General features: G+C 62.5%; 13 protein-coding genes. 9 read left to right on the plus strand and 4 right to left on the minus strand.

Annotation, left to right across the window (positions count from 1 at the left end; all coding sequences use genetic code 11):
• Positions 1 to 131: 131 nt before the first annotated feature.
• Positions 132 to 818, plus strand: coding sequence for a ZIP family metal transporter (locus AC3B5T_RS19185; RefSeq protein WP_010842624.1), 687 nt, complete (start codon positions 132 to 134; stop codon positions 816 to 818).
• Positions 819 to 901: 83 nt separating this feature from the next.
• On the opposite strand, the gene AC3B5T_RS19190 is transcribed toward AC3B5T_RS19185, so the two are convergent.
• Together AC3B5T_RS19190 and AC3B5T_RS19195 are read right to left on the minus strand one after the other, a co-directional pair.
• Positions 902 to 1,294: a PLD nuclease N-terminal domain-containing protein gene (locus tag AC3B5T_RS19190; RefSeq protein ID WP_055477252.1), complete on the minus strand. Its 393-nt coding sequence runs from the start codon at positions 1,292 to 1,294 to the stop codon at positions 902 to 904.
• 200 nt (positions 1,295 to 1,494) lie between these two features.
• Entirely contained in the window at positions 1,495 to 2,610 is a 1,116-nt protein-coding gene (locus tag AC3B5T_RS19195; RefSeq protein ID WP_014926788.1) for an alpha/beta hydrolase, read from the minus strand.
• A 296-nt stretch (positions 2,611 to 2,906) separates the two neighbouring features.
• Between AC3B5T_RS19195 and AC3B5T_RS19200 the strand changes: the two genes are divergently transcribed.
• Positions 2,907 to 3,806, plus strand: a complete 900-nt coding sequence (locus AC3B5T_RS19200; RefSeq protein WP_488357821.1) for a DUF6602 domain-containing protein — start codon at positions 2,907 to 2,909, stop codon at positions 3,804 to 3,806.
• A 15-nt stretch (positions 3,807 to 3,821) separates the two neighbouring features.
• Here AC3B5T_RS19200 and AC3B5T_RS19205 read toward each other — a convergent pair whose 3' ends face one another.
• Entirely contained in the window at positions 3,822 to 5,075 is a 1,254-nt protein-coding gene (locus tag AC3B5T_RS19205) for an IS256 family transposase (protein WP_488357822.1), read from the minus strand.
• 406 nt (positions 5,076 to 5,481) lie between these two features.
• Here AC3B5T_RS19205 and AC3B5T_RS19210 point away from each other — a divergent pair, with 406 nt between their 5' ends.
• The 7 genes from AC3B5T_RS19210 (at position 5,482) to AC3B5T_RS19240 (ending at position 21,061) form a co-directional block, all read left to right on the plus strand.
• The gene (locus AC3B5T_RS19210; protein WP_055477228.1) at positions 5,482 to 6,996 is read left to right on the plus strand and encodes a DUF3375 domain-containing protein; all 1,515 of its coding nucleotides are present in this window, start codon (positions 5,482 to 5,484) and stop codon (positions 6,994 to 6,996) included.
• A complete protein-coding gene (locus tag AC3B5T_RS19215) occupies positions 6,993 to 7,892 on the plus strand; it encodes a DUF4194 domain-containing protein (RefSeq protein ID WP_055477227.1) in 900 nt (299 codons plus the stop codon). Before AC3B5T_RS19210 ends, AC3B5T_RS19215 begins: the two co-directional genes overlap by 4 nt.
• Complete coding sequence (locus tag AC3B5T_RS19220) at positions 7,889 to 11,233, plus strand: ATP-binding protein (RefSeq protein WP_055477226.1); 3,345 nt, start codon at positions 7,889 to 7,891, stop codon at positions 11,231 to 11,233. Before AC3B5T_RS19215 ends, AC3B5T_RS19220 begins: the two co-directional genes overlap by 4 nt.
• Before the next feature lie 399 nt (positions 11,234 to 11,632).
• Entirely contained in the window at positions 11,633 to 13,378 is a 1,746-nt protein-coding gene (locus AC3B5T_RS19225) for an HsdM family class I SAM-dependent methyltransferase (protein ID WP_055477225.1), read from the plus strand.
• A complete protein-coding gene (locus AC3B5T_RS19230; protein ID WP_055477224.1) occupies positions 13,375 to 14,643 on the plus strand; it encodes a restriction endonuclease subunit S in 1,269 nt (422 codons plus the stop codon). The genes AC3B5T_RS19225 and AC3B5T_RS19230 overlap by 4 nt, the downstream gene beginning before the upstream one ends.
• Complete coding sequence (locus tag AC3B5T_RS19235; protein ID WP_055477223.1) at positions 14,643 to 17,792, plus strand: type I restriction endonuclease subunit R; 3,150 nt, start codon at positions 14,643 to 14,645, stop codon at positions 17,790 to 17,792. The genes AC3B5T_RS19230 and AC3B5T_RS19235 overlap by 1 nt, the downstream gene beginning before the upstream one ends.
• 572 nt (positions 17,793 to 18,364) lie before the next feature.
• The gene (locus tag AC3B5T_RS19240; protein ID WP_231632828.1) at positions 18,365 to 21,061 is read left to right on the plus strand and encodes a reverse transcriptase domain-containing protein; all 2,697 of its coding nucleotides are present in this window, start codon (positions 18,365 to 18,367) and stop codon (positions 21,059 to 21,061) included.
• Between the two features lie 88 nt (positions 21,062 to 21,149).
• On the opposite strand, the gene AC3B5T_RS19245 is transcribed toward AC3B5T_RS19240, so the two are convergent.
• Positions 21,150 to 24,203: a DEAD/DEAH box helicase gene (locus AC3B5T_RS19245; protein WP_488358788.1), complete on the minus strand. Its 3,054-nt coding sequence runs from the start codon at positions 24,201 to 24,203 to the stop codon at positions 21,150 to 21,152.
• Positions 24,204 to 24,513 lie beyond the last annotated feature (310 nt).

The following is a 24,513-nucleotide window of genomic DNA, read 5'->3' on the forward strand; positions in this document are numbered from 1 at the left end:
AGAACCGACCCCCCATTGCTCCCTGAGGTGCGAGGAGCGCAAGCGACGAGCCACGAAGGGTCCACGCAAGCCGCGCCGGAAACTCCGCACCCCACTCGCTATCGACCGATGCACGAGGCAACCTTGTCCTCATGCTCACCGCGGTTCTGTACGGTCTCGCGACCGCCGTTCCCATCGCAGTCGGCGCTGCAATCGGGCTGCGCTGGAATCTGCCGAATCCGATCCTCGCGACCCTGATGGCGTTCGGCGCCGGGACGATGATCGCGGCGGTCTCGACCGAACTGTTCGAACCGGCTTTCACCCAGGCCGGCACCGGGGTCGCGGCGATGGCGCTGTTCTCCGGCACCGCGGTCTACGTCGTCGCCGACCGGCTCGTCGAAACCAAGCTCGGGTCGTCGGCCATCGGACCCGCGCTGATGATCGGCGTGTTCCTCGACGGCGTCCCGGAGAACACCGCGCTCGGTGTCTCGCTCACCGCGGGCGGTTCGCTCGTACTGGTGGTGGCGATCGCGGTCGGCAACGTCCCTGAAGCGGTGAGCGGAGCGTCGTTGATGCGTCGCGAGCACGACGCCTCGATCCGCTCGGCGCTGGCGATGTGGTTGTTCACCGCCGTCGTCCTGGTTGCGGTCACGGTGGGCGGGTACGCGGTGGCCGACGCCATCTCACCGACCGCGATCAGCGTGGTGCAGGCGTTCGCCGGCGGCGCGACGCTTGGAGTGCTTGCAAACTCGCTGATGCCGGAGGCATACCGCGAGGGCGGATGGTGGGTCGGCCTCGCGACCGCCGGTGGCTTCCTGCTCGCCTTCGTGCTCGGGTGACTGTGCCCACCGCTTCCTCAGGCGGACCGTCATGGCCCCCGACGCGGTGCCGTACCTCAACTCTGCCTCCGTGCCTCTGCTTGCTACGTCGTGGTCGGTGGCAGACCTTGGTCGTCGGTGCGGTCGGTCCTGTCGGCGGCTCGTTGCTGCTCGCGCGCGGTCCGACGTTGCTGTTCGGCGCGTTCTCGCACCTGCCGGAGGAACTCCTGGTCCGCCTCCGGGTCCCGCGGAATGTAGCGACTGGGGTGATCGTATTCCGGGAACTCACCGGCCGCGGCCGACTGCCGGCGCGGTCGTTCGTCAGCGGTGGGGCGTCCGACCGCCAGCCATACCAGCGCGCCGGCCAGTGGGATCATCACCACCAGGACCACCCAGGCGAACTTGGGCAGCCCGCGCACGGCGGCGTCGTCGGTCTTGATGATGTCGATCAGCGCGACCACCAGGATCAGCAGGTAGATCAGCCCGAGATACGGCATGTCTGTCCCCTCTTCTCAGCGTCGGTCACCACATCGGCCGTATCCACGGCGGAGGTCCGTTGAGGCTCTTGGTTCGTCCAACATAAACCGCTGTCACGATCCGCCCGCCCGGGAGGCGGCGACCAGGGATCTCGGCCGGGCTACGTTCGCTCCCCACGACACCCGGCGACGACGACGCCTCGACGATCCGCGCGGCAAACTCAGTGCGTCTGCGCAGCGTCCGGATCACCTTCGACGTGCCCGTCCGCCAGTTCCGACAACGCCCGGAACACGCGCTTCGACGCCTCGGCCCATGGCATGAGGATGGGGAAGACGTGGAACATGCCGGGTTCTTCGATGGCGTGTGTCGGCACCTCCGATGCCTCGAGCCGTGCCGCGAAGTCGCGTATCCCGTCGCGGAACATCTCGCTGCCACCCCAGCAGACGAAGGTGGGCGGGAACCACGACGGGTCGGGTTCGGCGTTGACGGGTGAGACCCGCGCGTCGTTCGGCTGGACACCGTGCAGGTAGGGAGTGACCGGGATGCTCCAGGGCAGGATGTCGTATTGGGCGTTCTCGGTGATCGACGGGTGGTCGAGGTCGAGATCGATCTCGGGGGAGAACAATGCGAGTGCGCCTGGACGAGGCAGGTCGTGGTCGTGAAGGTAAGCGACCAGCGACGCCGCGAGCCCACCTCCGCCGGAGTCACCGGCGACGATGATGTGGTCCGGGTCGACGCCGCGGCCCAGCAACCCCCGGTACACGTCGGCGGCGTCGTGAACACCTGCGGGAAAAGGGAATTCGGGGGCCATCCGGTAGTCGGCGATGAACACCTCGTGTCCGGCGATGCGCACCAGCGACGCCGCGAAGGCGGAGTACATCATCGGCGAGGTGCCGATGTATCCGCCGCCGTGCAGGTAGAGGATCGTCGCGCCGATCTCTTCCTTGTCCTTCTCGTCGTCGACGTAGGCGTCGGAGCTGGCCTTGGCGCGACACCACAGCCCGGGGACCCCGCCGACGATGTCGTCGGTGAGTTCGACGCCGTCGGTCAGCTCGACGAAGGGCGGCATCACGATGCGGCACAGGTCGTCGAGGATCTTCTCCATCGACCGGAACTCCTCGATCGGCAGTCCCATCGAGTAGCCCATGAACGCGCGGATGGTCTGGCGGGTGACGGACTGGCCGACGTTGTCGAGCAATCCGGACGGACCCGACCAGGGCTTGCGGAACGGCACCCGCGCGAGGCCGTTGATCATGCTCTGCGCGAGGCCGACGACCGTCAGCGCGGTCACCGGCGCCGACGCGGTCTGGACCTCCGGACGATCAGCCATCACCATGCCGCCCAGGGTAACGAGAGTGCCGATGTGCGGCTGGACGCACGATGGGTAACTCAAGCCTCGACAGGCGCAGTCGTTGGATTAGATGTTTGGACAAGGATCACGACTTCACATGTCTCTCGACGCAGACTCGGAGCGACTTGCTTCGGTCGACGCGAATGATGTAGATCACTGTCTACCGCCGTGAGCGATGTGGCTCCTGCTTCTACCCGCGCTTCGATAACTCCGTCGAAGTCGAGAATCTAGCTGGTTGTGCGCGGCTGGGGATTGCTGGCTTGATTACAGAAGGTGTGAGTGTGGCGACAGGACAACCCAGGACCGGTCACGCACGCGCGGAGCGGCTGTTCAGCTTGGCCGACCAATCGCTCCAGACAGCGTTTAAGAAGTCCGAAGAGGCCTACCAGCACATGGGAGATCGAGGTGGAGCGCGTGAATCTGCGGTCCGGGACTTCCTGCGGGATCAGCTTCCATCGCGGTTTGCCGTCGCCGCGGGTGAAGTGATAGACGCAGCAGGCAACTGCTCTGGCCAGACTGACGTGATCATCTATGACGACTCCAACACGCGCCCCTTGTCTATTGCTGATCAGGTCGTGACCCTTCCTGCCGAGGCTCTTCTTGCTGTAGTAGAGGTCAAGTCAACTCTGACCAAAGTAGAGACCAACCGCGCGATTGGGTCGGCAATAAAGCTCCGCGAGCTCCGGCCTTGGGACGCTCCGTGGACGAGCGCTCGTCGAGGAGGCCAGCACGCCGATGACGGACTACCAAGAATCTTCTCGACGGTGCTGGCGTTTCGCTCAGATCTTTCAGAGGACGACTGGGCGATGAAGGAGATGCTGAGAGTCCGGGACTCCTGCGACGAGCTGACGCTTCCGACCGCCCACGTCGACCGAGTAGTTGTCTTAGGTCGCGGAATGCTGATCCCATCTGATGGCACGGTTTTCGTACCGCCGCCAGACGCGAGCGTAATCGGACAGTGGTTTCTCTCTCTTGCTGGGTTCTTGGCTCGCGAGGTTGACCGCCGCGAAACATTCCCCTGGCAACGGTATCGACTGCCGCACAGTGACAGTTGGCAGCACATTGCTGACGCACGGAACGACGCACCACCGGTCGCCCGCGCGACCGCGAAACAGCGAGCGCAACACAAACTCGAGCGCAACACTGGTCAAGTCCCAAGTAGTGGTGTAACTCGTTTCTGATCCTTCGTCGGGCTTTCAGGCAGGCAGTTCGATCAGCGGGTCGGTAGTGGCCTCCGTTGTTGTGGTGGTGTCGGTGGTCAGGGTCAGTCGGCATCGGTTGAGGACCTCGAGGCCGAGGTATCGGCGGCCTTCGGCCCACTCGTCGGTCTGCTCGGCCAGGACCGCGCCGATGAGTCGGATGATGGCGTCACGGTTGGGGAAGATACCCACAACGTCAGTGCGGCGGCGGATTTCGCGGTTGAGTCGTTCGGTGGGGTTGTTGGACCAGATCTGTCGCCACACGTCATCGGGGAAGCCTGTGAAGGCCAACAGGTCCTCTCGAGCGTCACCGAGATGGTCAGCAACCTTGGGGAGTCTGCCTTCGGTGTATTCCAGGAGTCGGTCGAACTGCTCGTGCACGGCGGTGGCGGTGGGCTGGTCATAAACGCTGTGCAGCATCGCTTTGACCGCCGGCCACATGGACTTGGGGCACACCGCCATGAGGTTGGCCGCGTAGTGGGTACGGCACCGTTGCCACACGGCGCCGGGCAGGTTCGCCGCGATCGCCTCGACCAGTCCGGCGTGGGCATCAGAGGTCACCAGACGCACCCCGCCCAGCCCGCGGGCGACCAGATCGGCGAAGAAGGTGTTCCAGGAGGCTTTGGTTTCGCTGGTCGCTACTTGCATGCCCAACACTTCACGGTGGCCATCGCCGTTGACGCCGGTGGCCAGCAGGACAACGGCTTTGACGACCTGCTTGTTCTCGCGGACTTTGATCGTCAGGGCATCTGCGGTGACGAAGGTGAACGGCCCGACCTCGTCGAGGCGACGATGGCGGAACGCTGTGACCTGCTCGTCGAGGTCGGTGGCCATGCGTGAGACCTGTGACTTCGACAGCGAGTCGATGCCGAGAGTTTTGACCAGCTTGTCCATCCGGCGGGTCGAGACTCCAGCGAGGTAGCAGTCGGCCACGACGGTGATCAGTGCTGACTCGGCCCGCTTGCGGCGTTCGAGGAGCCATTCGGGGAAGTAGCTGCCCGAACGTAGTTTGGGTACCGCGATATCGACGGTCCCGACGCGGGTATCCAGTGGCCGGTGGCGGTAGCCGTTGCGGTGGTTGGTGCGCTCTGGTGTGCGTTGGTTCCATTCGGCTCCGCAGACCGCGTCGGCATCGGCCGACAGCAGCGCGTTGATCATGGTTTGCAGCAGCTCACGCATCAGATCTGGTGATGCCTCGGCCAGGGCTTGGCCAAGAAGGCCTGCAGGGTCGACAATGTGGGGTGCGGTCATCGCGATGACTCCTCGAGGATTCTGTGGAAGGTTGACTCGAAGGATCACGCGGTGGCCGCTCTGCATCCGTTAACGACACGACGTCGATAACGAACTCGGCCACCGAGTTACACCACTCTATGGGGCGCTACCGCAACACTCGCGCGCTCGGTGAAGTCTAAGACCGTCCCAATCATGTCCGTCGACAGTCGCCTGGTGCGGTAAGAAGTAGCCGTCCGGGGCTCAGTCCTCGATGGTCAACCGCAGCTGCGACATATTCGTCGCTACGGAAGCCGAGATCAAGCTCAGTCGCCTTCAAACGAGCATCCACCTCAAACTGGACACGCGACCACCGGGTGGGGCCGCGGCCGCCAGGCGTGGCAGACTACCCGGGTCCTCTAGTCCCCGAGATCCCCGTGAGGCGGCGATGGAGTTCTCAGCCTTCCCGGCTCCGGTCGAGGCCCCCGGCGCGTCGAGCGGCCCCGAGTCCGTGCAGCTCACACTGGCCGACGCGTGGGAAACGAACCGCTCGATCCAGAAGTCGGCGGTGGGTCGGCTCTTCGCGGCCACCAACTCGGCCCTCTACGTCACCTTGATGGAACGCCACCTCGACTACGGCACCAAACTGTCGGAGACCGAGCTGTCGGTGCGCCTCGACCGCGACCTCACCGACCTCGACCTCACCGATCAGGCCACCGGTCTCGAGCTGGTCAAACTCTGGGCCCGGCAGGGCTGGCTGCACCGCGTCACCGACACCACCGACCCGAACGCCCCCAACCTGTGCCATCTGACCAGCGAGGCGCGGTCGGTCCTGGACTTCATGCGCCGGCAGCGTCGTGAGGATTCGATCGCCACCGGCGGATCCATCACCGGGATCGCCGCCGAGCTCCGACGAGTCGCCGGCCAGGTCAGCAACGATCCCGACCAGATCCGCTCGGAGATCGAGGCGCAGATGTCCGACCTCGACGCCGAGCTCGCCGACCTCGACGCCGGCCGACGCCCGCCCGTCGACCTGCGCGTCGCCGAGGATGCCGCGCGCACCATCGGCTACCAGATGGAGCAGATCATCTCCGACATCGGCCAGTACGGCACGATGCTCGACCGCATCACCACCGCCCTGCTCGACGACCCGGGCGACTCCGACCTCGCCTACCGCGACCGTCAGCGGCAGCTCTTCGACGACTACGAGGCGCTTCTCGACTCGCCGCAGTCCGCGTCGTACCAGGCGTTCTCGCAGATGATCCAGGACCCAGAGCGTCGGGCCCGCCTCAAACACGACATCGAGACGATCGTCGACAACTTCCCAGCCATGGACGCGGGCCTGCGGTCGGTGATGGACAACTTCTTCGGCCTCGTCACCCAGCAGATGGCCGAAGTCGGACGCACGAGGCAGCGCTGCGCACGCCGTATCCGACGCTTTGTGGCGTCGGGAACCCTCGAGCAGAGCCGCGGCCTGGCCCGTCAGCTCAACGACGCCCTCGCCACGGCCAACGAATTGCTGAAGACGTCCCTGGCCGACCGTCGTATCGGCTACGAGCTGCCCCTCGCCGCGCCGACGGTGAACTCCATCGGCCGACTCGCCTTCGAGATCCGCGAACACATACCGCCCGCACCGGCGCTCCCGGCCGTCGTCGACGCCGACCTCACGTCGTTCGCGTCGCTGTCCGGCCAGGTCGACACCACCGAACTCACCGACACCGTGAACGCCGCGGTCGCCACCGGGCCGGTCGCCCTCGCCGACGTCATCGACGGACTCGAGGAGCCGTATCTCGCGCACGTCATCGTCCTGTGGTCGTGGGCCTCCAAACAGCAAGCGGCGGGGGAGAAGGTGCCGATGACCACCGTGCGATTCCGGTCCCTCATCGGAGACGACCACGCCATCGAAGTGCCCGACCTGACCTTCACCGAACCGATTCCGACTGCGGAGGTCGACGCCGAATGACATCTTTGCCCCCTGAGGCCGGCCCTCTGCCCCCTGAGGTGCGAGCGAAGCGAGCCACGAAGGGCGCTCTGCCCCCTGCGAGCGACGCCGATTCTCTGCCCCCTGAGGTGCGAGCGGAGCGAGCCACGAAGGGCACCCCCGACGAATTCGCCGGCTTCGACGACCTGCCCACCGTCGCGAACCGCGCGGCTACCCACACGCCGGACGCACCCCGCTTCGACGGCGACGTCAGCGAGCTGCCCGACCGCGCGTGCTGGGCGCTGCAGAACCTGTTGACCCGCCGCTACATCAGCGGTGACCGGCAGCCGCAGCTGTGGTCGTGGGTCTCCGAGTACCAGGACGTGTTGCGCGGCCGCCTCTCCGAACTCGACCTCCGGCTGCGCATCGTCGACGAACTGCAGGTCGCGTTCGTCGAGCAGGCGGGTTACGACTCCCGCTGGGGCCGAAAGATTCTCAAGCGCGAGACGATCCACACCTACGACGCCATCCTGGCGTTGCACCTGGCCAAGTACGTGCGCGCCGCTCGCGACGAGCCGGTCCTGATCACCCGCGAGGAGATCCACGAGCTGTTCGCCGGCGTCACCAACACCATCGACCGCGACCTCGCACTCTTCGACAAGCGCATCGAACGCGCGCTCGACAAGATGGAAGAGCTCGAGTTCCTGCGCAAGCAGCGCGACGACGCCGACACTTTCATCGTGAGCCCGGTGATCTCCGCGGTCATGACGGCGTCGGTGATCACCGACCTACAACGGCAATTCGAGCAGTTCATCGGATCCGGTGACACCGGCGAGATACCGCCGGAGGACCTTGCCTACGAGCCGACCGAGCGCGACGACGACGCGGCCGACCTCGACGGAGCATATGGCGAGAATGACGAAGGAGACGACTGGTGAGCGGGCAGGTCGACCAGTACCACCTGTCCCGGTTGCAGCTGATCAACTGGGGCGTGTTCGACGGGTATCACTCGATCCCGTTCAGTCCCAACGGTTCTCTGATCACCGGGTCGTCGGGTAGCGGCAAGTCGTCGTTGCTCGACGCGATCTCGCTGGCGTTCCTGCCCGACCATCGGCGCAACTTCAACGCCTCGGGTGATGCGACGGCGGCCGGCTCCTCCAGCGGCAAGCGCACGGTCGGCAAGTACGTGCGCGGCGCGTGGGGTGAGCGGCGCGACGGTACCAACGCGCACCGCGAGATCATGTACCTGCGCGGCACCGGCCCGGCGTGGGCGGCCATCGCAGTCACGTACACCTCCAGCTCCGGCGAGGCCATCACCGGTCTCGTCTTGAAATGGCTTGCCGCGGGCAAGATGACCGACGCGCACAGCTCGTACTTCATCTACGACGGCGACGCCGACATCGTCGAGGCCTGCAACGACTGGGCTGCCAATAACTACAACTCGGCCAAGTTCCGCGACCGCGGCTGGCGTGGCGGACCCGGTGAGGGCAAGTACCTCTCGACGCTGTACTCGCTCATCGGGATCCGCGGCTCCGACGCCGCGCAGCAGCTTCTCGGAAAGGCCAAGTCGCTCAAGAGCGTCGGCGGTCTCGCGCAGTTCGTGCGGGAGTTCATGCTGGACGCCCCGACCAGCATCGTCGGCATCGCTGACGCCCTTGACCAGATCGACCCGCTCGTCGAAGCGCGCGAACTGCTCGACGTCGCGCGCCGCAAGCGCACCATTCTCGGCAATATCGAGGAGGTGCACGAGCGGTACGCGGGGGAGGCGGCCACGTTCTCCGTCCTCGACACCATCGACAACACCACCATCCGCAGCTACGTCAACAACCTGCGGATCCGCAACGCGGAGCCCGAGGTCGCCGACCTCGACGACCAGATCACCCGCCTCGACGGCGATCTCGCCGCGCTGACCACCCAGCACGACCAGCTCCGCCAGGACCACAGCCTGTTGCTGTCGCGGATCGCCACCTCCACCGGCGATCTCGCCCCGCTCCGCGAACAGCTCGGCGGCGCACAGAAACTCAGTACCGAGGTCACCGCCCGACGCAACGCGTACGAGGACAAGGTCTCCGCGCTCGGCTTCACTCCGCCCACCCGGGCCGAGGGATTCTGGTTGCTCCGCGAGGAACTCACCGAGGAAGCCGCCAAGATCGACGGCCAGCTCGACGCCGGTCGCGCGCACTACGCGGAGGCGCTGGCCAGCGAGGTCGCCGCCCGTACCCGCCGCGACGCCGCGATGGAGGAACTCGGCCGCGTCGAGAACGCCGGCTCCGCACTCCCGCGCACCGAACACGAGATGCGCCGCGCCATCGCCCACGGACTGCAGATCGACGAGTCCGAGCTGAAGTACGTCGCCGAACTCGTCGAACTCGATCCCGACGAAGAGCGTTGGCGTCTGGCCGTGGAGAAGGTGCTGCGGAACGTCGGTCTTCGTCTGCTGGTGCCGGACAAGCACTTCCGCGCCGCCCTGCGCTTCGTGAACTCGCACGACATGCGCGGCCGGATCCAGCTGCACCAGGCCGATTCCCGACCGATGCCCGTTCTGGAGCCGGGGACCCTGGCCTCGAAGCTGCGTCCCGTCGACGCCTCGCACCCGTGCGCCGCCGAGGCGATGACTGTCCTGTCGAAGCTGGGCAGCCACATGTGTGTCGACAGTCCCGGCGAGTTCTCCCAGTACGCGAAGGCCGTCACTGACCAGGGTCTGCGTAAGGATTCGGCGAAGCTCGCGGTGAAGGACGACCGCCAGCAGTTGCGCCGGTCGCAGTACATCTTCGTCGGCGACGTCGCGTCGAAGATCGCCGCGCTTCGCGACGAACTCGACTACGAGGAGCGGGCGTTCGAGGACGCCCGCCAGGACTGCGCCGAGCTCGATCGTGAGCGAAGCGCCAAGGAACGACGCCGCGATGCGTATCGCCGTGTGTGCGAGCAGTTCACGCAGTGGAACGAGATCGATGTCGACTCTGTCGATGACCGGGTCGATCAGCTCACCGACCAGTACGACCTGCTCATCGAAGAGAACCCCGACGTCGAAGCCCTCCAGCGCAAGGCCGAAGACCTGTGGGAGCAGGTGCGCAACGCGATTTCGCAGGCTGCGTTGGTCAAGGACAAGATCGCCCGCCAGGACTCGCGGCGCACCCAGCTCCTCGACCTCATCGACCGATTGAAGCCCGAAGACGTTCCCGCCCAGGCGGAGAAGACCCTCGACGGTTTCCGGGAGGATCTTTCCGCGACGCTCGACGTGCTCAATCCGGAGCCGTACCGCCAGGAAATCGTCAAGGCAGCCAGCCGTGAGCGCGACCGCATGCGGTCCGACGCCCGACGCTCCCGCGATGAGCTGGCCCGCATCCTCGACACCTACGACGAGGAGTTCCCCGACGCCATCCCGAACGACAGCGACGACTTTGACGAACGTCTCCATGACTACGTCGCCGTCTGCCGCCGCATCGACGAGCGTGAACTGCCCGCCGCCTACGAGCGGATGCGCCGTCTCATCACCGAGCAGGCGCCGGGCGCGATCCTCGGTCTGCACATGGCCGCCGACGCCGAGGAACGACGCATCGTCGAGCAGATCGAGCGCGTCAACACCGGCCTCGGCGCGGTTGCCTTTAACCGCGGTACACGCCTGCGGCTGCGACCGGGACGCAAGAAGCTCGCCGCGGTCGAGGAGCTGACCGAGAAGGCCCGCCAGATCTCCAACCGTGCCACTGCGGTCAGCTTCGGCGATGAGCAGGCGATCCTCGAGCAGTACTCCGACATCCTGCTGCTGCGCGAACGCCTCGCCGGCAACACCCCGGAGGACCGCCAGTGGACACGTGACGCGCTCGATGTGCGCAACCGCTTCGACTTCTACTGCGAGGAGCACGACGCCGAGTCGGGGGAGACCATCCGCACCTACTCGAACGCCGGCGACAACTCCGGCGGCGAGCAGGAAAAGCTGATGGCGTTCTGCCTCGCGGGTGCGTTGAGCTTCAACCTGGCCAGCCCCCACGGCAACGACAACCGACCCATCTTCGCGCAGCTGATGCTCGACGAGGCGTTCTCCAAGTCCGACCCGCAGTTCGCGCAGCAGGCGTTGAGTGCGTTCCGCAAGTTCGGGTTCCAGCTGATCATCGTGGCCACGGTGCAGAACACCAGCACGATCCAGCCGTACGTGGACAACGTGGTGATGGTGTCGAAGACGGAGGCCGGGCCGGAGTTGCGGCCGGTGGCTACCGCTACATCAACGGGGATTAAGGCGTTCTCGGAGCTGAGGCGGTCGGCGAGTCAGTTGTCGGTGTGAGGGCATACGTGATGGGCTTAGACACTCGCTGCGCGATGCTTCAGCCGGGCCTTCGGTCTCGGAGTACCGGATCGTGACGGTGTCGACGCTGCGCAAGCCGAGGCTCCAGCGCGTACCGGCAGGTGCCGGTGTGCTGAATCAAAGCGTTCCGCGGGACACTCGCGATCGAGGATCGATCGCGTCGCAACTGCGTGCGGCAACTCCGCGATCCCACCTCCGATCGAGATCGTGGAACTCCGCCGTACAGCCGACGCCGAGCAACGACGCACGACACTCTGAGGGTTGATGTGACGGACCCGTGCCACGCAGGACGATTCCTCGTCCCCAGCTACCCTCAGGGTCGCAACCTGCTACCACTACAGCAGGAGTTTCTTGGTCAATGGACGTTAGAGGAGTGCTGTGAGCAGCCTAGGTAGCTTCATCTGGTCAATCGCCGACCAACTTCGAGGCCCCTACCGCCCCAATCAGTACGGCACCGTAATCCTCCCACTTACGATCCTGCGCCGCCTCGACTGCATCCTCGAGCCCGACCGAGACACGGTCCGCGAGCTCGCAGCGAAGTACGACAACCCCAACCGGCTCAAGGTCGAGGTCAAGAAAGCCACCGGACGACCGTTCTACAACACCTCCAACTACTCTTTCGCGAACCTGCTGGCCGACGCTGACGGCCTCGCGGACAACCTGGCCGACTACATCGACCGCTTCTCCCCCGACGTCGACGTCTTCGAGTACTTCGACTTCAAGAAGGAAATCCTCACCCTCGACAAGGCGGAACTCCTACGCGAGGTCGTCACCTCGTTCAAAGGCATCGACCTGCATCCCGACGTCGTGTCCAACGCCGACATGGGCGACGCGTTCGAGTACATCATCCGCAAGTTCAACGAGGCCGCGAACGAAACCTCCGGAGACCACTACACCCCGCGAGACGCGATCCGACTGCTCGTCGACCTGCTCTTCGCCGAAAAGGACGCCGACCTAACCGAAGCCGGCATCGTCCGCACTTTATACGACCCCACCGCCGGCACCGGCGGCATGCTCGCCCTCGCCGAGGAACACCTCCTAGAGCAAAACCCAGACGCGAAGCTGAGCCTGTACGGCCAGGAGTACAACGGTCAGTCGTACGCGATCTGCAAGTCCGACCTGCTCGCGAAGGGGCACGATGCCACCAACATCGTCTTCGGCAATACCCTCACCGACGACGCGTTCAAGGGCCGCCATTTCGATTTCTGCATGTCGAACCCGCCCTACGGTGTCGACTGGAAGCAGTACGCCAAGGCGGTCATGAAGGAGCGCGACGAGGCCGGCCCCTTCGGTCGGTTCGCCCCTGGACTGCCGGCGACGTCGGATGGGCAGATGCTCTTCCTACTCCATCTGGCCCACAAGATGCGGGGGCCGGAGGACGGCGGCGGCCGGGTCGGCATCGTCATGAACGGCTCACCACTGTTCAACGGTGCCGCCGAGTCCGGTCCCTCCAACATCCGTAAGTGGCTGCTGGAGAATGACCTGGTCGAGGCGATCGTCGCGCTGCCGACCAACATGTTCTTCAACACCGGTATCGCCACCTACATCTGGATCCTCGACAACACCAAGCACCCCGACCGCAAGGGCCTGGTCCAGCTCATCGACGGCACCTCGTTCTGGACCAAGATGCGTAAGAACCTCGGCTCCAAGGGCCGCGAGATTAGCGACGACGACCGCGCCGAGGTCGTGAAGTTGTACGACGACTTCACCGACGCCGACCCGGACTACTCCAAGGTGCTGCGCACCGACGAGTTCGGCTACTGGACCATCACCGTCGAGCGTCCGTTGTTGGACGAGGACGAGAACCCAGTCGTGGACCGCAAGGGCAAGCCCAAGTCGGACTCAAAGAAGCGCGACACCGAGAACGTCCCCTTCACCTACGGTGGCTCCACCGCCGGCGCTGCAGGCAAGACCAAGGTCATCCAGGCGTACTTCGACGCCGAAGTGGCCCCGCACGTCCCCGACGCCTGGATCGACTGGGGCAAGGTCAAGACCGGCTACGAGATCCCGTTCACCCGTCACTTCTACAAGTACGTCCCACCACGCCCCCTCGCCGAGATCGACGCCGACCTGGAGAAGCAGGTCGCCAAGATCCTCGACCTACTGCGCGAGGTGGAGGGATGACCGACTCCGTCCGCCTCAAGTGGCTGCTTACGGAATCCGACGCCCGAGCGGGGTTGGAAGCCGGAACGCTTCCGCTCTTGTCGGTCTCGATCAGCTGGGGCGTCCGACGTCGTGAGTCGTCGGACACGACCACCCGGGCAGCGGCCGAGGATCTGTCCAACTACAAGCTCTGCCGGGCGGGCGACCTCGTCATCAACCGGATGCGGGCGTTTCAAGGCGCGCTCGGAATCGCCCCAGAGGATGGGGTAGTGAGCCCGGACTACGCGGTGCTGCGAGTCGACCCGACGGTCGACAAGCGGTGGCTGAACTACTTCCTCTCCAGTGAATTCACTGTAGCGACGATGGCGAGCTTGGTTCGGGGCATCGGCGGTACTGAGGCCGGAAACGTCCGAACTCCCCGGCTGAACGTCAGCGACCTGCAGTCAATGACGGTCCCCGCCGTGTCGGCAGAAGAGCAGCGCGCTATCGCCGACCACCTCGACCGCGAGTCCGCCCGTATCGACACGCTCATCGAGGAGCAGCAGCGTCTGATTGAGATGCTCCACGCGCGACGTCAGGCTGTCATCGAGTCTGCCGTTGGGCGTGGGTTGGACCCGGCAGCTCCGATGCAATCTAGTGGGTTGTTCTGGACAACCGAGGTCCCTCAGCACTGGACAGTTGCGAACATTCGCAAGGTCGCGACTATGAAGACGGGGCACACTCCGAGTCGGAGTAAGCCGGAGTACTGGGTCGACTGCACCATCCCCTGGTTCACTCTTGCGGACGTGTGGCAGTTGCGGGACGGCCGGCAGACCTATCTCGGCGAAACGGTCAATCTCATCAGTGAAGTCGGTCTCGCCAACTCCTCTGCCGAGTTGCTGCCAGCAGGGACAGTCGTGCTTTCGCGCACGGCCTCCGTCGGATTCAGCGGAATCATGCCAGTTGAGATGGCAACCAGTCAGGATTTCTGGAACTGGATCCCGGGCGACCGCCTCATCGCGGAGTACCTGATGTGGACGTTCCGGGCGATGCGGAACGAGATCCAGTCGCTGATGATTGGATCCACTCACAAGACGATCTACCAGCCGACGGCTGCCGCGTTTCGAGTCCCGCTCCCGCCGGTTGCTGAGCAGCAGCGCATTGCGACGTATCTCAACGACCAGACCAGAAAGATCGACACTCTCATCGCGGAATCCGAGCGGCTCATCGACCTGTCACGTGAGCGGCGGGCTGCGTTGATCACGGCTGCAGTGACGGGTCAGATCGACGTGCGGGAGATGGTGTGATGGCCGCTCACAACGAGGTCGTGTTCGAGTCCGAGATCTGCGCGTACCTGGAGTCCCACGGGTGGCTGTACTCGGCGAACGACACCGGGTACGACCGGGAGCGGGCGCTGTTCCCCGAGGATCTGTTCGCGTGGCTGGAGGACACCCAGCAGGCGGCGTACGAGAAGGCGTTGAAGGCGGCGGGGTCGGGGGCGAAGTTCCTCGACGTGCTGACCACCGCGCTCGACAAACCGCTCGAGCATGGTGGCGGGACCCTGAACATCCTGCGTAACGGGGTGCCCTACATCGGCGGTGGCCGTTTGAAGATGGCGCAGTTCCGCCCCGAGACCAGTCTGAACGCGACCACCAACGAGCAGTACGCGGCGATGCGGGTGCGGGTGATGCGGCAGGTGCATTTTTCCACCGCTGACCGGCGCAGCATCGACCTGGTGTTTTTCGTCAATGGTCTCCCGGTGGCCACCGTCGAATTGAAGACCGATTTCACCCAGTCCCTCGATGACGCGATCAACCAGTACCGCAAGAACCGGCATCCGCTGACCAACGGCCGTCTGGAGCCGCTGCTGTCGTTCGGACACCGGGCGCTGGTGCATTTCGCGGTGTCCAACGATCTGGCGGCGATGACTACCCGCCTCGAGGGTGAGAAGACTCACTTCTTGCCGTTCAACATCGGCCACGACCATGGCGCGGGTAACCCGCCCGGTACCGACGGGCGGTCGGCGACGGCGTACCTGTGGGAACGGGTGTGGGACAAGGACTCCTGGCTCGGCATCATCGGCCGGCTGATGATCGTGGAGACCAAGCATGAGTGGGACGTCGCCACCGGGACGTCGGTGTCGCGGACGAGCATGCTGTTTCCGCGGTTCCACCAGTGGGAGGCGGTGACGAATATCGTCGCTGCGGTCCGCGACGAAGGGGTCGGGCAGCGGTATCTGATCGAGCACTCGGCCGGATCGGGAAAGACGAACACCATCGCGTGGACGGCCCACCGACTCGCCCGACTGCACGTCGACAACAAGAAGGTGTTCGACTCGGTGATCGTCGTCGTGGACCGCACTGTCTTGGACGGGCAGCTCCAGGAAGCGATCCGCCAGATCGACGGCTCGGGGAAGATCGTGGCCACGATCAGCCCGGAGGATGTCCGCAAGGCGGGCGCGAAGTCGAAATCCGGACTGCTGGCGACCGCGCTCAAGAACGGGGAGCTGATCATCGCGGTGACGGTGCAGACCTTCCCGTTCGCTCTCGACGAGATCCGGAAAGACTCGTCACTGAAGGGGCGCCGGTTCGCGGTAATCGCCGATGAGGCGCACTCTTCGCAATCCGGCCAGATTTCCTCCAGGCTCAAGGCCGTCCTGACGGCAGAAGAGGTCAAGGAGATTGAGGAGGGAGGTTCGGTCGACGTAGAGGCAGTTCTGGCCGCCGAGATGACCCAGCGAGCCGAGTCTGAGAACATCTCATACCTCGCGTTCACCGCGACGCCGAAAAACAAGACCCTGGAACTGTTCGGCCGAAAAGGTTCCGACGGGAAACCGGCTGAGTTCCATCTCTACTCGATGCGCCAGGCGATCGAGGAAGGCTACATCCTCGATGTGCTGAAGGGTTATCAAACCTATGACACCGCACTGAAGATCGCCGGCAAGGCGGAAAGCGGCGACAGTGGCGAAGTGGACGAGTCCGCAGCCCGCAAAGGGCTGATGCGGTGGGTGAAACTGCACCCGACAAACATCAGCCAAAAGGTTCAAATTATCGTCGAGCACTTCCACACCAATGTCGCCCACCTGCTCGAGGGCAAGGCGAAGGCGATGGTCGTGACTGACTCCCGCAAGGCGGCGGTGAAGTACAAGAAGGCGATCGACGCCTACATCGCCAAACGAGCCGCGCTGGACGACTCGTACAACTACCGCACCCTGGTCGCCTTCTCCAGCTCAGTCACGATGGACGAGAACGAGGGGTGGGCGGCGGATTGGGGGCCGCAGCCGGGCAAGGACGACGAGTTCACCGAGGCGAACCTTAACCCTGGCGCCGGCTCGGACCTGGCAGCTGCGTTCAAGGGCACGACGTACACGATCATGCTGGTTGCCAACAAGTTCCAGACCGGGTTCGATCAGCCGTTGCTCTCGGCGATGTACGTCGACAAGAAGCTCTCCGGAGTCACTGCGGTGCAGACGCTCTCTCGGCTCAACCGCACCCACCGTACGGCGAGTGGAGAGCAGAAGCGCAAGACGTTCGTCATCGACTTTGTGAACAAGCCTGAGGACATCCGGGCTGCGTTCGAGCCGTACTTCACGGACGCCACCCTGGAGACCGAGACCGACCCGTACGTCGTGGTCCACCTCGCGACCAAGCTCGACCAGGCCGGGATCTACACGCCGGAGCAGGTACGTGAGGTCGCCGAACTCTGGGTGACCCGCAAGGGCAACAACGCACTCTCTGCCGCGATCAGCCCGCCCAAGCACGACTTTGCGCGGCGCTACGGGGCAGCACTCGAGACTGACGACAAAGTCACCCTCAACGAACTCGACCTTTTCCGCAAGGATATTTCCACCTACGTCCGGCTTTACGACTTCATGAGCCAGATCGTCGACTACGGCGACCCCTACATGGAGATGCTATCGATCTTCTTGCGGTTGTTGGAAAAGGTTATTGCTGACTCGTCATGGGCGGCGGAAGTAGACCTTTCGGACGTGGTTTTGGTGGGCGTCAAGCACACGTCGAGACCCAGAACGGACATCTCGCTGACGGGTGACGGTGAACTGAAGGGCATCAGTGCCGCTGGCAGTGGCGCCCGGAAGGAGCCAAAATACGTTGCGCTGCAGGTAGTCATCGACAAGATGAACGACCTCTTCGGTGCTGAGGCGTTCACAGAGTCGCAGATCCGCGAATTCGTTCAAGGGCTGGTCCAGCGATTGCTTGCCTACCCGGACCTGGTCAACCAGACTGCGGTTAACTCAAAGAAGCAATTTATGGAGTCGCAGGACTTTCAGACCGCGGTGACCGAAGCCGTCATCGACAACCAAGGAGCACACAACACCATGGCCGACTACTTCTTTAGCGAAGGGCCCGCCGTCAATGGCGTCATTATGGCGCTCGCGGATGCTTTCTATGAGGCAGCTGTAGACCGGAGCGATGAGCCACAGGGTGCTGCCAATTGATGCGCAGTCAAGATTGCTTTGTGGATTGAACCGACGCCCCGTCAACCGGCTACGGTTCCTAGCACCTTCTGCCGTCCTCGCGCACGAACAGTGATGCACACAGCCGAGCGGGTGCGAATTATACAGGCCGACATCTACCCAGAGTCGTCCATTTGCCCAACGAGGAACAGAGGCAGGACCATATGCTCGGTACAGAACTTGCGGAACTAACCACTGCCTACCGAAAAGCCAAGGTCGACCTCTATTACTCTTCAAATCCTCGCAGAACCGATCTAGTTCGCTACGAACGAAACCTAAACCAGAACCTAAACGAATTGAGTCGTCGAATCAATTCGAGTAGTGAATCCTGGGTCCAGGATTCAAGATTTGTCGGCACCTTTACGTTAGCGCCCAAAACTCTCAAGTACGACCCCAGTCGCCAAGCGGTCATCCATTCGGACCCGAACCAAGCATGGCGTTCTGTTGCCAGCAACCAGGGCGAGAGGCCGTTGGCCGAGTTCAGGATCATGTCGAAGTGTAGTATCGACTTCCACGTCTTATCTACACTATGGATGCTACACGTTGGGTCTGCGATGGATCGTAGACTCTCCTTCCACTCTCGCGGAAACAGGCTAAGGAAATCCAACAGAGCGGGTATCAACCAGCTGGGTGTCGGTAGCTTTCAACCCTACCAGTTCGCCTATCAGGAATGGCGCGATGGCGGTATCCGTGCAATGGCGAAGTCTGTAGCAGAAGGCAAAGAGGTAGTAGCCGTTACGGCTGATATTTCGTCCTACTACCACCGCCTTAACCCGGAGTTCCTCTTGAATGATTCGTTCGTTCGAGAAATTCTCAATCTTGAATTAAGTCCCTATCAGGACAAATTGAATCGCCTCTTCACCGCCGCTCTAATCGAATGGTCACGGCAGACCGGACAAACGGTGGGCTCCTCAATGGTTGGTATACCTGTTGGTTTGCCGGCTTCCGCTGTCGTCGCAAACCTGGCCTTAATTGAACTCGACAGGATCGCACTCAACACTAATCCTGTCTACTACGGTAGGTATGTCGATGACATTCTTCTCGCAATTGAAACCACAGAGGAATTTTCAGATCCAAGCAGCCTTTCGTCATGGATAGTCGAGCGGAGCGACGGCCTCATACGATTGCGGGGGGATGTGATAGACGGTGCCAGCGCTAAAATGGACGAATCTGCCGGATCTCTTTCATTTATTCCGCACTACTTGGCATCCTCTCAAATTCACTTCGGGAACTCTAAGAACAAGATATTTCACTTAAGTGGCGCGAGCGGCCAAGCGGTAATTGAGTCTATCCGCTTGAATCTACAGGACAGGACCAGTGAATGGCGGTCCTTCTCGCCGCTCCCGGAGGTGGGTGATCGAGTATCTAATGCCCTCGCTTTCGCAACAACAAACGTTGCTACTAAGCTGCGTGATTTCGACTTAACTTCGGGCCGTAGGCAAGCTCTGTCTCTGAGACTCCGTGACCTAAGCGTTTACGAACGCAATCTACCGGCGAATCGATGGGCGAAAGAGCGACTCGAGTCTATTCGCGCTATTTCGGAGGCGTCGCTAACGCTACCGAGATTCTTTGAACTAGAGCCCTACAGTGTTCGGTTGATTTCGCTAGCAGCAGCATGCGCGGATACTGATAGTCTTGGCGTTATCCTGGACGTCTTAAAGACGACGGTTACATTAGTCCGCGAAACTTGTGATATGAGACTTTCCGGACCGCAGGCTGGCCGTGTACCAGTGACGGAGCCGCGCGGTCAGTTGCAGATGCAGTCTCTGCTGGTTCGTTGGTCAGAGGATTACCGAGACCACCTTGTTGAGTCCGTCATTTCTGCGTGGCCTGCACGCTTGTCTACGAAAAGTTGGGATGTAATTCGCGGCCTATTTAGGCAACATTTCGAGAGTGATCAACGGCCGCTTAAGACGATCGCAACTGTTCGAAAGTATCAGCTCGAAATGATGCGACGCGACCTTTCTCACAGACCATACAGATGGTCTCTGCTCAATATCAAAAATGCTCCTGACCTTGATCCGGCGACATCAGACGACCTCGTGCTTCCCGAGGAACTATCTGAAGGAGCAGACCTTCTGGTTAAGGCCCTACGGGCCCTTCCGCGGCGAAGTGACTTCAACTCCAAATCGCAAGTGCCTCGTCTAGTGGGCCTCCAAATTGATGGCTCTCGAAACCTCGGTGTCGTCCTCCCCACCAGGCCTCCGACTATCTCAGAGCTCGAGACATGCCTCGCTCTAACTCGTCCTGGGGTATATGGACTCGCGCCATCCGGAATCATTCAGCGAGTTATCCTAGGTTTGCGGGGTGCACCTGGTTATCCCCGAATGTGGCTCAAGCGGACTGCCGGACGACCACCCTCTATCGTAAGCAGCACATTTAAATCTCGCGATTCCGTCCGCATTGCAGTGGCGATGCTAGAACTGGATGAAACTGATGCCTTTAATGCTGCTCGAGGGCTGCCAAACGATTCGCTGGACCGTTTCGATGACCTGTACAAACTAGCCATTTCGGTTGCGAAACATCCAAGTCGGCCCGATTATCTTGTCCTTCCCGAAATTGCAATTCCTAGCAAGTGGTTCAGCGACCTTGCAACCGTTCTCCGTCGGTCTGATATTGGGTTGATTTCAGGGATTGAACACCAGCCTTCTCGTGTTGGCCCTCCGGGCTCCGTTACCAATCAGGTGTGGTGTGCGTTGCCGATACGAAACTTCGGCTCTCAATATAGTGTTTATCGCCAGGATAAGCAGTGTCCCGCAGTTCCGGAAAAGTCCAAGATTCTAGAACCTAACGGATTGACCCTTGTGCCTGACGTCCCTTGGTCGATTCCTCCTGTGATCCTCCACGACGGATTTAGATTTTCGCTTCTCATCTGCAGTGAATTGACGAATATTGAGCACCGGGCGGCATTAAGAGGATCGGTCGACGCACTCATCGTTCCTGAATGGAACAGAGATGTTCACTCTTTTGAGTCACTTGTCGAATCTTCCGCTCTGGATCTTCATGCATATATAGCTCAGGCGAATTGCTTGGGGTATGGAGACTCGCGGATTCGTGCTCCGATGAGGGAGTCGTACAGGCGCGACGTGGTCCGCCTCACCGGGGGTACACATAGTTACTTCGTCGTTGGTGATGTCGCCATTAAGAAACTACGTCAGTTCCACACCTCGGCTCCCGTCACGTCAGATAAGCCAGATTTTAAGCCGTTACCTGACGGTTTTAGGGTCCACCCCGATAGGAGGGTTGACTGAACACTCCGCCGTAGCTTTCCGTGGCGGGAACGTGCAGTGGATATGGCAGACTCCGGCATCGTATTGCTCGAATCTGCTCGGCAAGGAGTTAACTCGCCACCACCGAACCACTCTCAAACACATCCATCGGCATCGGACGACGCAGCTTCCAAGTGATTGCGATCGGACGTTCGCCGCGGTGACTGACATAGTCCACGGGCCCCAGGAAAATGAACGGCTCCGCACCGAACGCACCATTGGGTCGGTCGCGAACGAACAGCAGGATCTCACATCCGTTGTTGCGCTGCTCCACGTATCGCCGACCCATAGGGGAGTCGACGGCTGTGTTGTTCGGCGACTCCCAATGAAAGGTGTCCCGGGAGATGGGGTAGTCGCGGTACATCGTAGAAGGACTGAACTCTCGCTCGTCCTTGTGCAGGTTCACGAATAGCGCACCGATATCGCCACTCCAGGTGACGCCGCCAGCTTGTCCTCGCGCCTTACGTTCCCAGTTGGCGAAGCCGACGGCAGCCAACACTTCCTCACGCCGGTACTGAGCGTGAGTCTGAAGGGGGAGACCGTCGACGGTGCGCGGCACGTGATGGATCCCGGCAGAGGTGATGTCGAGTAGCTGGCCGATCTCCGCACAGATCGCCTTGTGTGCGCGTAGGAAGTTAAACCCGGCGTCGTAGCTGGTGAAACCTCCCCGATCGGACCACAGAGTGAAGAACAGCATCCGTGCGAGAGTCTGCTCGCGCGGCGAGAGTTCGTGATAGGTGGGCCCGTCAGGAGCGGCCAGCCGGCGATAGACGTCTGCGCGCTCCAGGTCGTCGACATGAGCGAGTGCTCGGACGCGCTTGGCAAGCGAGTCCTCGTCTGGACCTGATGGCAGTGTCGGTAGTCCAGCATCGCGCAGGAGCGGCGTCCACGCCCGAGTTCCGCTACCTGAGTACACGATCGAGAGATCGCTATCCGTCTGCGCGAGAAAATCGCTTAGATCACTAGTGTTCGCTTCTTTCACCATCGCGATCAGTGCCGAGCGGCGATTGGTGGGCAACGCTCGTTTGATCGACTCGAGGACGATCTCTTGGGCCTGCCGATCCATGACGATCCGGCTAGCGCCGGGTAGGAATGGAAAGCCCTCTGAGATTTCGTCGAGCAGGCGGTTTCCACGTGTCCCGGTTAGTGCGCTGAACCGGGGAGCGAAGTTGAACTCCGCGCGGTGGTGGCCGATGAAGTCGAGCACCGTGAGAACCGCTTTCCGCCTACTGCGACGCAACCCACGCCCAAGCTGTTGGAGAAAGATAGTGGCGCTCTGAGTGGGCCGAAGCATCAGCAGGGTGTCTACATCGGGAAGATCCAGGCCTTCGTTGAAGAGGTCGACTGCAAAGAGACAAGCGACGGCACCCGTTCGGAGATCGGAAAACGCCTGCGCTCGAACGGCGCTGGGCGTCTCGGCCGATACCGCGAACGCGGGGATGCCCTGCTTGGAGAAGGCGTCGGCCATGTACTTGGCGTGGGCGATCGAAACGCAGAAGCCAAGTGCTCGCATTGTGAACGGGTCGGACACGTAGTCACGCACGGCGTTGAGTATGAGGAGTGTCCGCGCGTCGTTTCCCGTGTACACATTCTCGAGGTCAGTGATTCGGTAGTCGCCGCGGGACCACGTCAGGTCACGAAGGTCTGTGTTGTCGGCGAGACCGTAGTAGTGGAAGGGGCACAGTAGGTCTTGTTCGAGAGCGTCCCACAACCGGAGTTCGTACGTAGGTCGGCCGCCGAACCAGTGGAGGATGTCGAGGGTATCGGTGCGTTCGGGAGTTGCGGTGAGGCCCAGCAGCTCCGAAGGCGCAATTCGTTGCAGCAGCGATGTGTATGTGCCTGCGGCGGCGTGGTGAAACTCGTCGACGACGACAACATCGAACGCGGTCGCGTCGACGCTGTCGCCGCCACGGCCGCTGAGTGATTGGATACTGGCGAAAACGTGTTGCCAGTCGGTCGGTCGGTGCCCGTCGACGTACAGCTCCCCGAAACTTCCGTCCCCGAGAACCTCGCGATACTTCCGTAGGGACTGCTCCAGGATCTCCTTGCGGTGTGCGACGAACAGTAAGGTCAGCGGCTTGCCGGCCTGTTCGCACAGGCGCTTGTAGTCGAGGGCAGCGATCACGGTCTTGCCGGTTCCGGTAGCCGCAACGATGAGATTGCGGTGGTGGTCGTGCACTTCGCGAGCTGCCTCGAGAGCTTCCAGAACGCGCTCCTGGTGCGGCCATGGCTGCACCTCTAGCCCTGAGACGGTAATTGTCTCCCTACCGCTCTTGCCGCCGCCGGCCTCGAATAGGGCTTGGTCGAGCGTTGTGGCATCCGTTGCTGGGTCGTACGGCTTGAATGCCGGGTCGTGCCAGTAGGTGTCGAAGACGCCTTCGAACTTTCGAATGAGGGTGGGCGTGCTGATACCCGAGATTCGGACGTTCCACTCCAGTCCGTCGACCATCGCCGATCGAGAGAGGTTGGAGCTGCCCACGTACCCGGTGTCGAATCCGGACTCTCGGCGGAAGAGCCAGGCCTTAGCGTGTAATCGGGTAGTAGCAGTGTCGTAGCGGACGCGAACGTCGGCGCCGTACTTCGTGACGAGTTCGTCGACTGCGCGTCGTTCGGTAGCGCCACGATACGTCGTAGTGATGACTCGCAGGGGCACGCCCCGCGCACGTAGCGCTTCCAGCTCATGTCCAATGACCGCGATGCCAGCAAACCGGATGAAAGCACAGAGAAGGTCGACACGATCCGCGCTGGCGAGTTCGCGTGATATCTCGCTCGCCATGTTGGGCTCGTCACGACGGTTGGTCAGAAGCGCGACCTCGGACAACGGCGTTGCCGGACGGGTCGGGGCTGATGTACCCGCCGCACGCAGCGATGCCAGCATCTCTGTGCGCGAGATCGCCTCGTCGTCCTCAGCAGTGAGGTGATTCAGGATGGCGTTAGCCGCTTCCTGCCGCGCGCTCTCCGGCAAGCTGCTGAGATGTCGTTCGACGACACCCGCGACATGTCGTGCGTAGACGTGCGGCTCGGATGCCGGCGAGATATCGGCGAACTCTGGCACAAGGCCCGTTGAAGCCAAGCGATTCGTTAAGCGCTCCGTCAGAACGGATTCGTAGATTCCGGGAGACAGGTCATCGGACACAGATGGAGTAGATCACGTAATCCGGACATCCTGGGCGAGACATCGGCGATCCGCGTCCCCGGCCCGGGCTTGTTACCCACGAATCCGCGACCGCTCGTCGCGGCCGTAGACCCGCCCTGCCACGGCCCATCTGCGTACGACCGAATCCGTCCGCGCAGACGATGGTGCCGCCTAGTCCGAGAAGGCGACCGTGGGGCGTAAGCGACATCCGCCGTCCGTTATGTCGGCAGTACTCCCGTAGCGCACTCACGTGCCGGTTTGCTGTCGCTGTTCAATCGGCGAAGAAGCCCTGACCTCA

The sequence above is a fragment of the Gordonia sp. G4 genome (assembly GCF_057770005.1).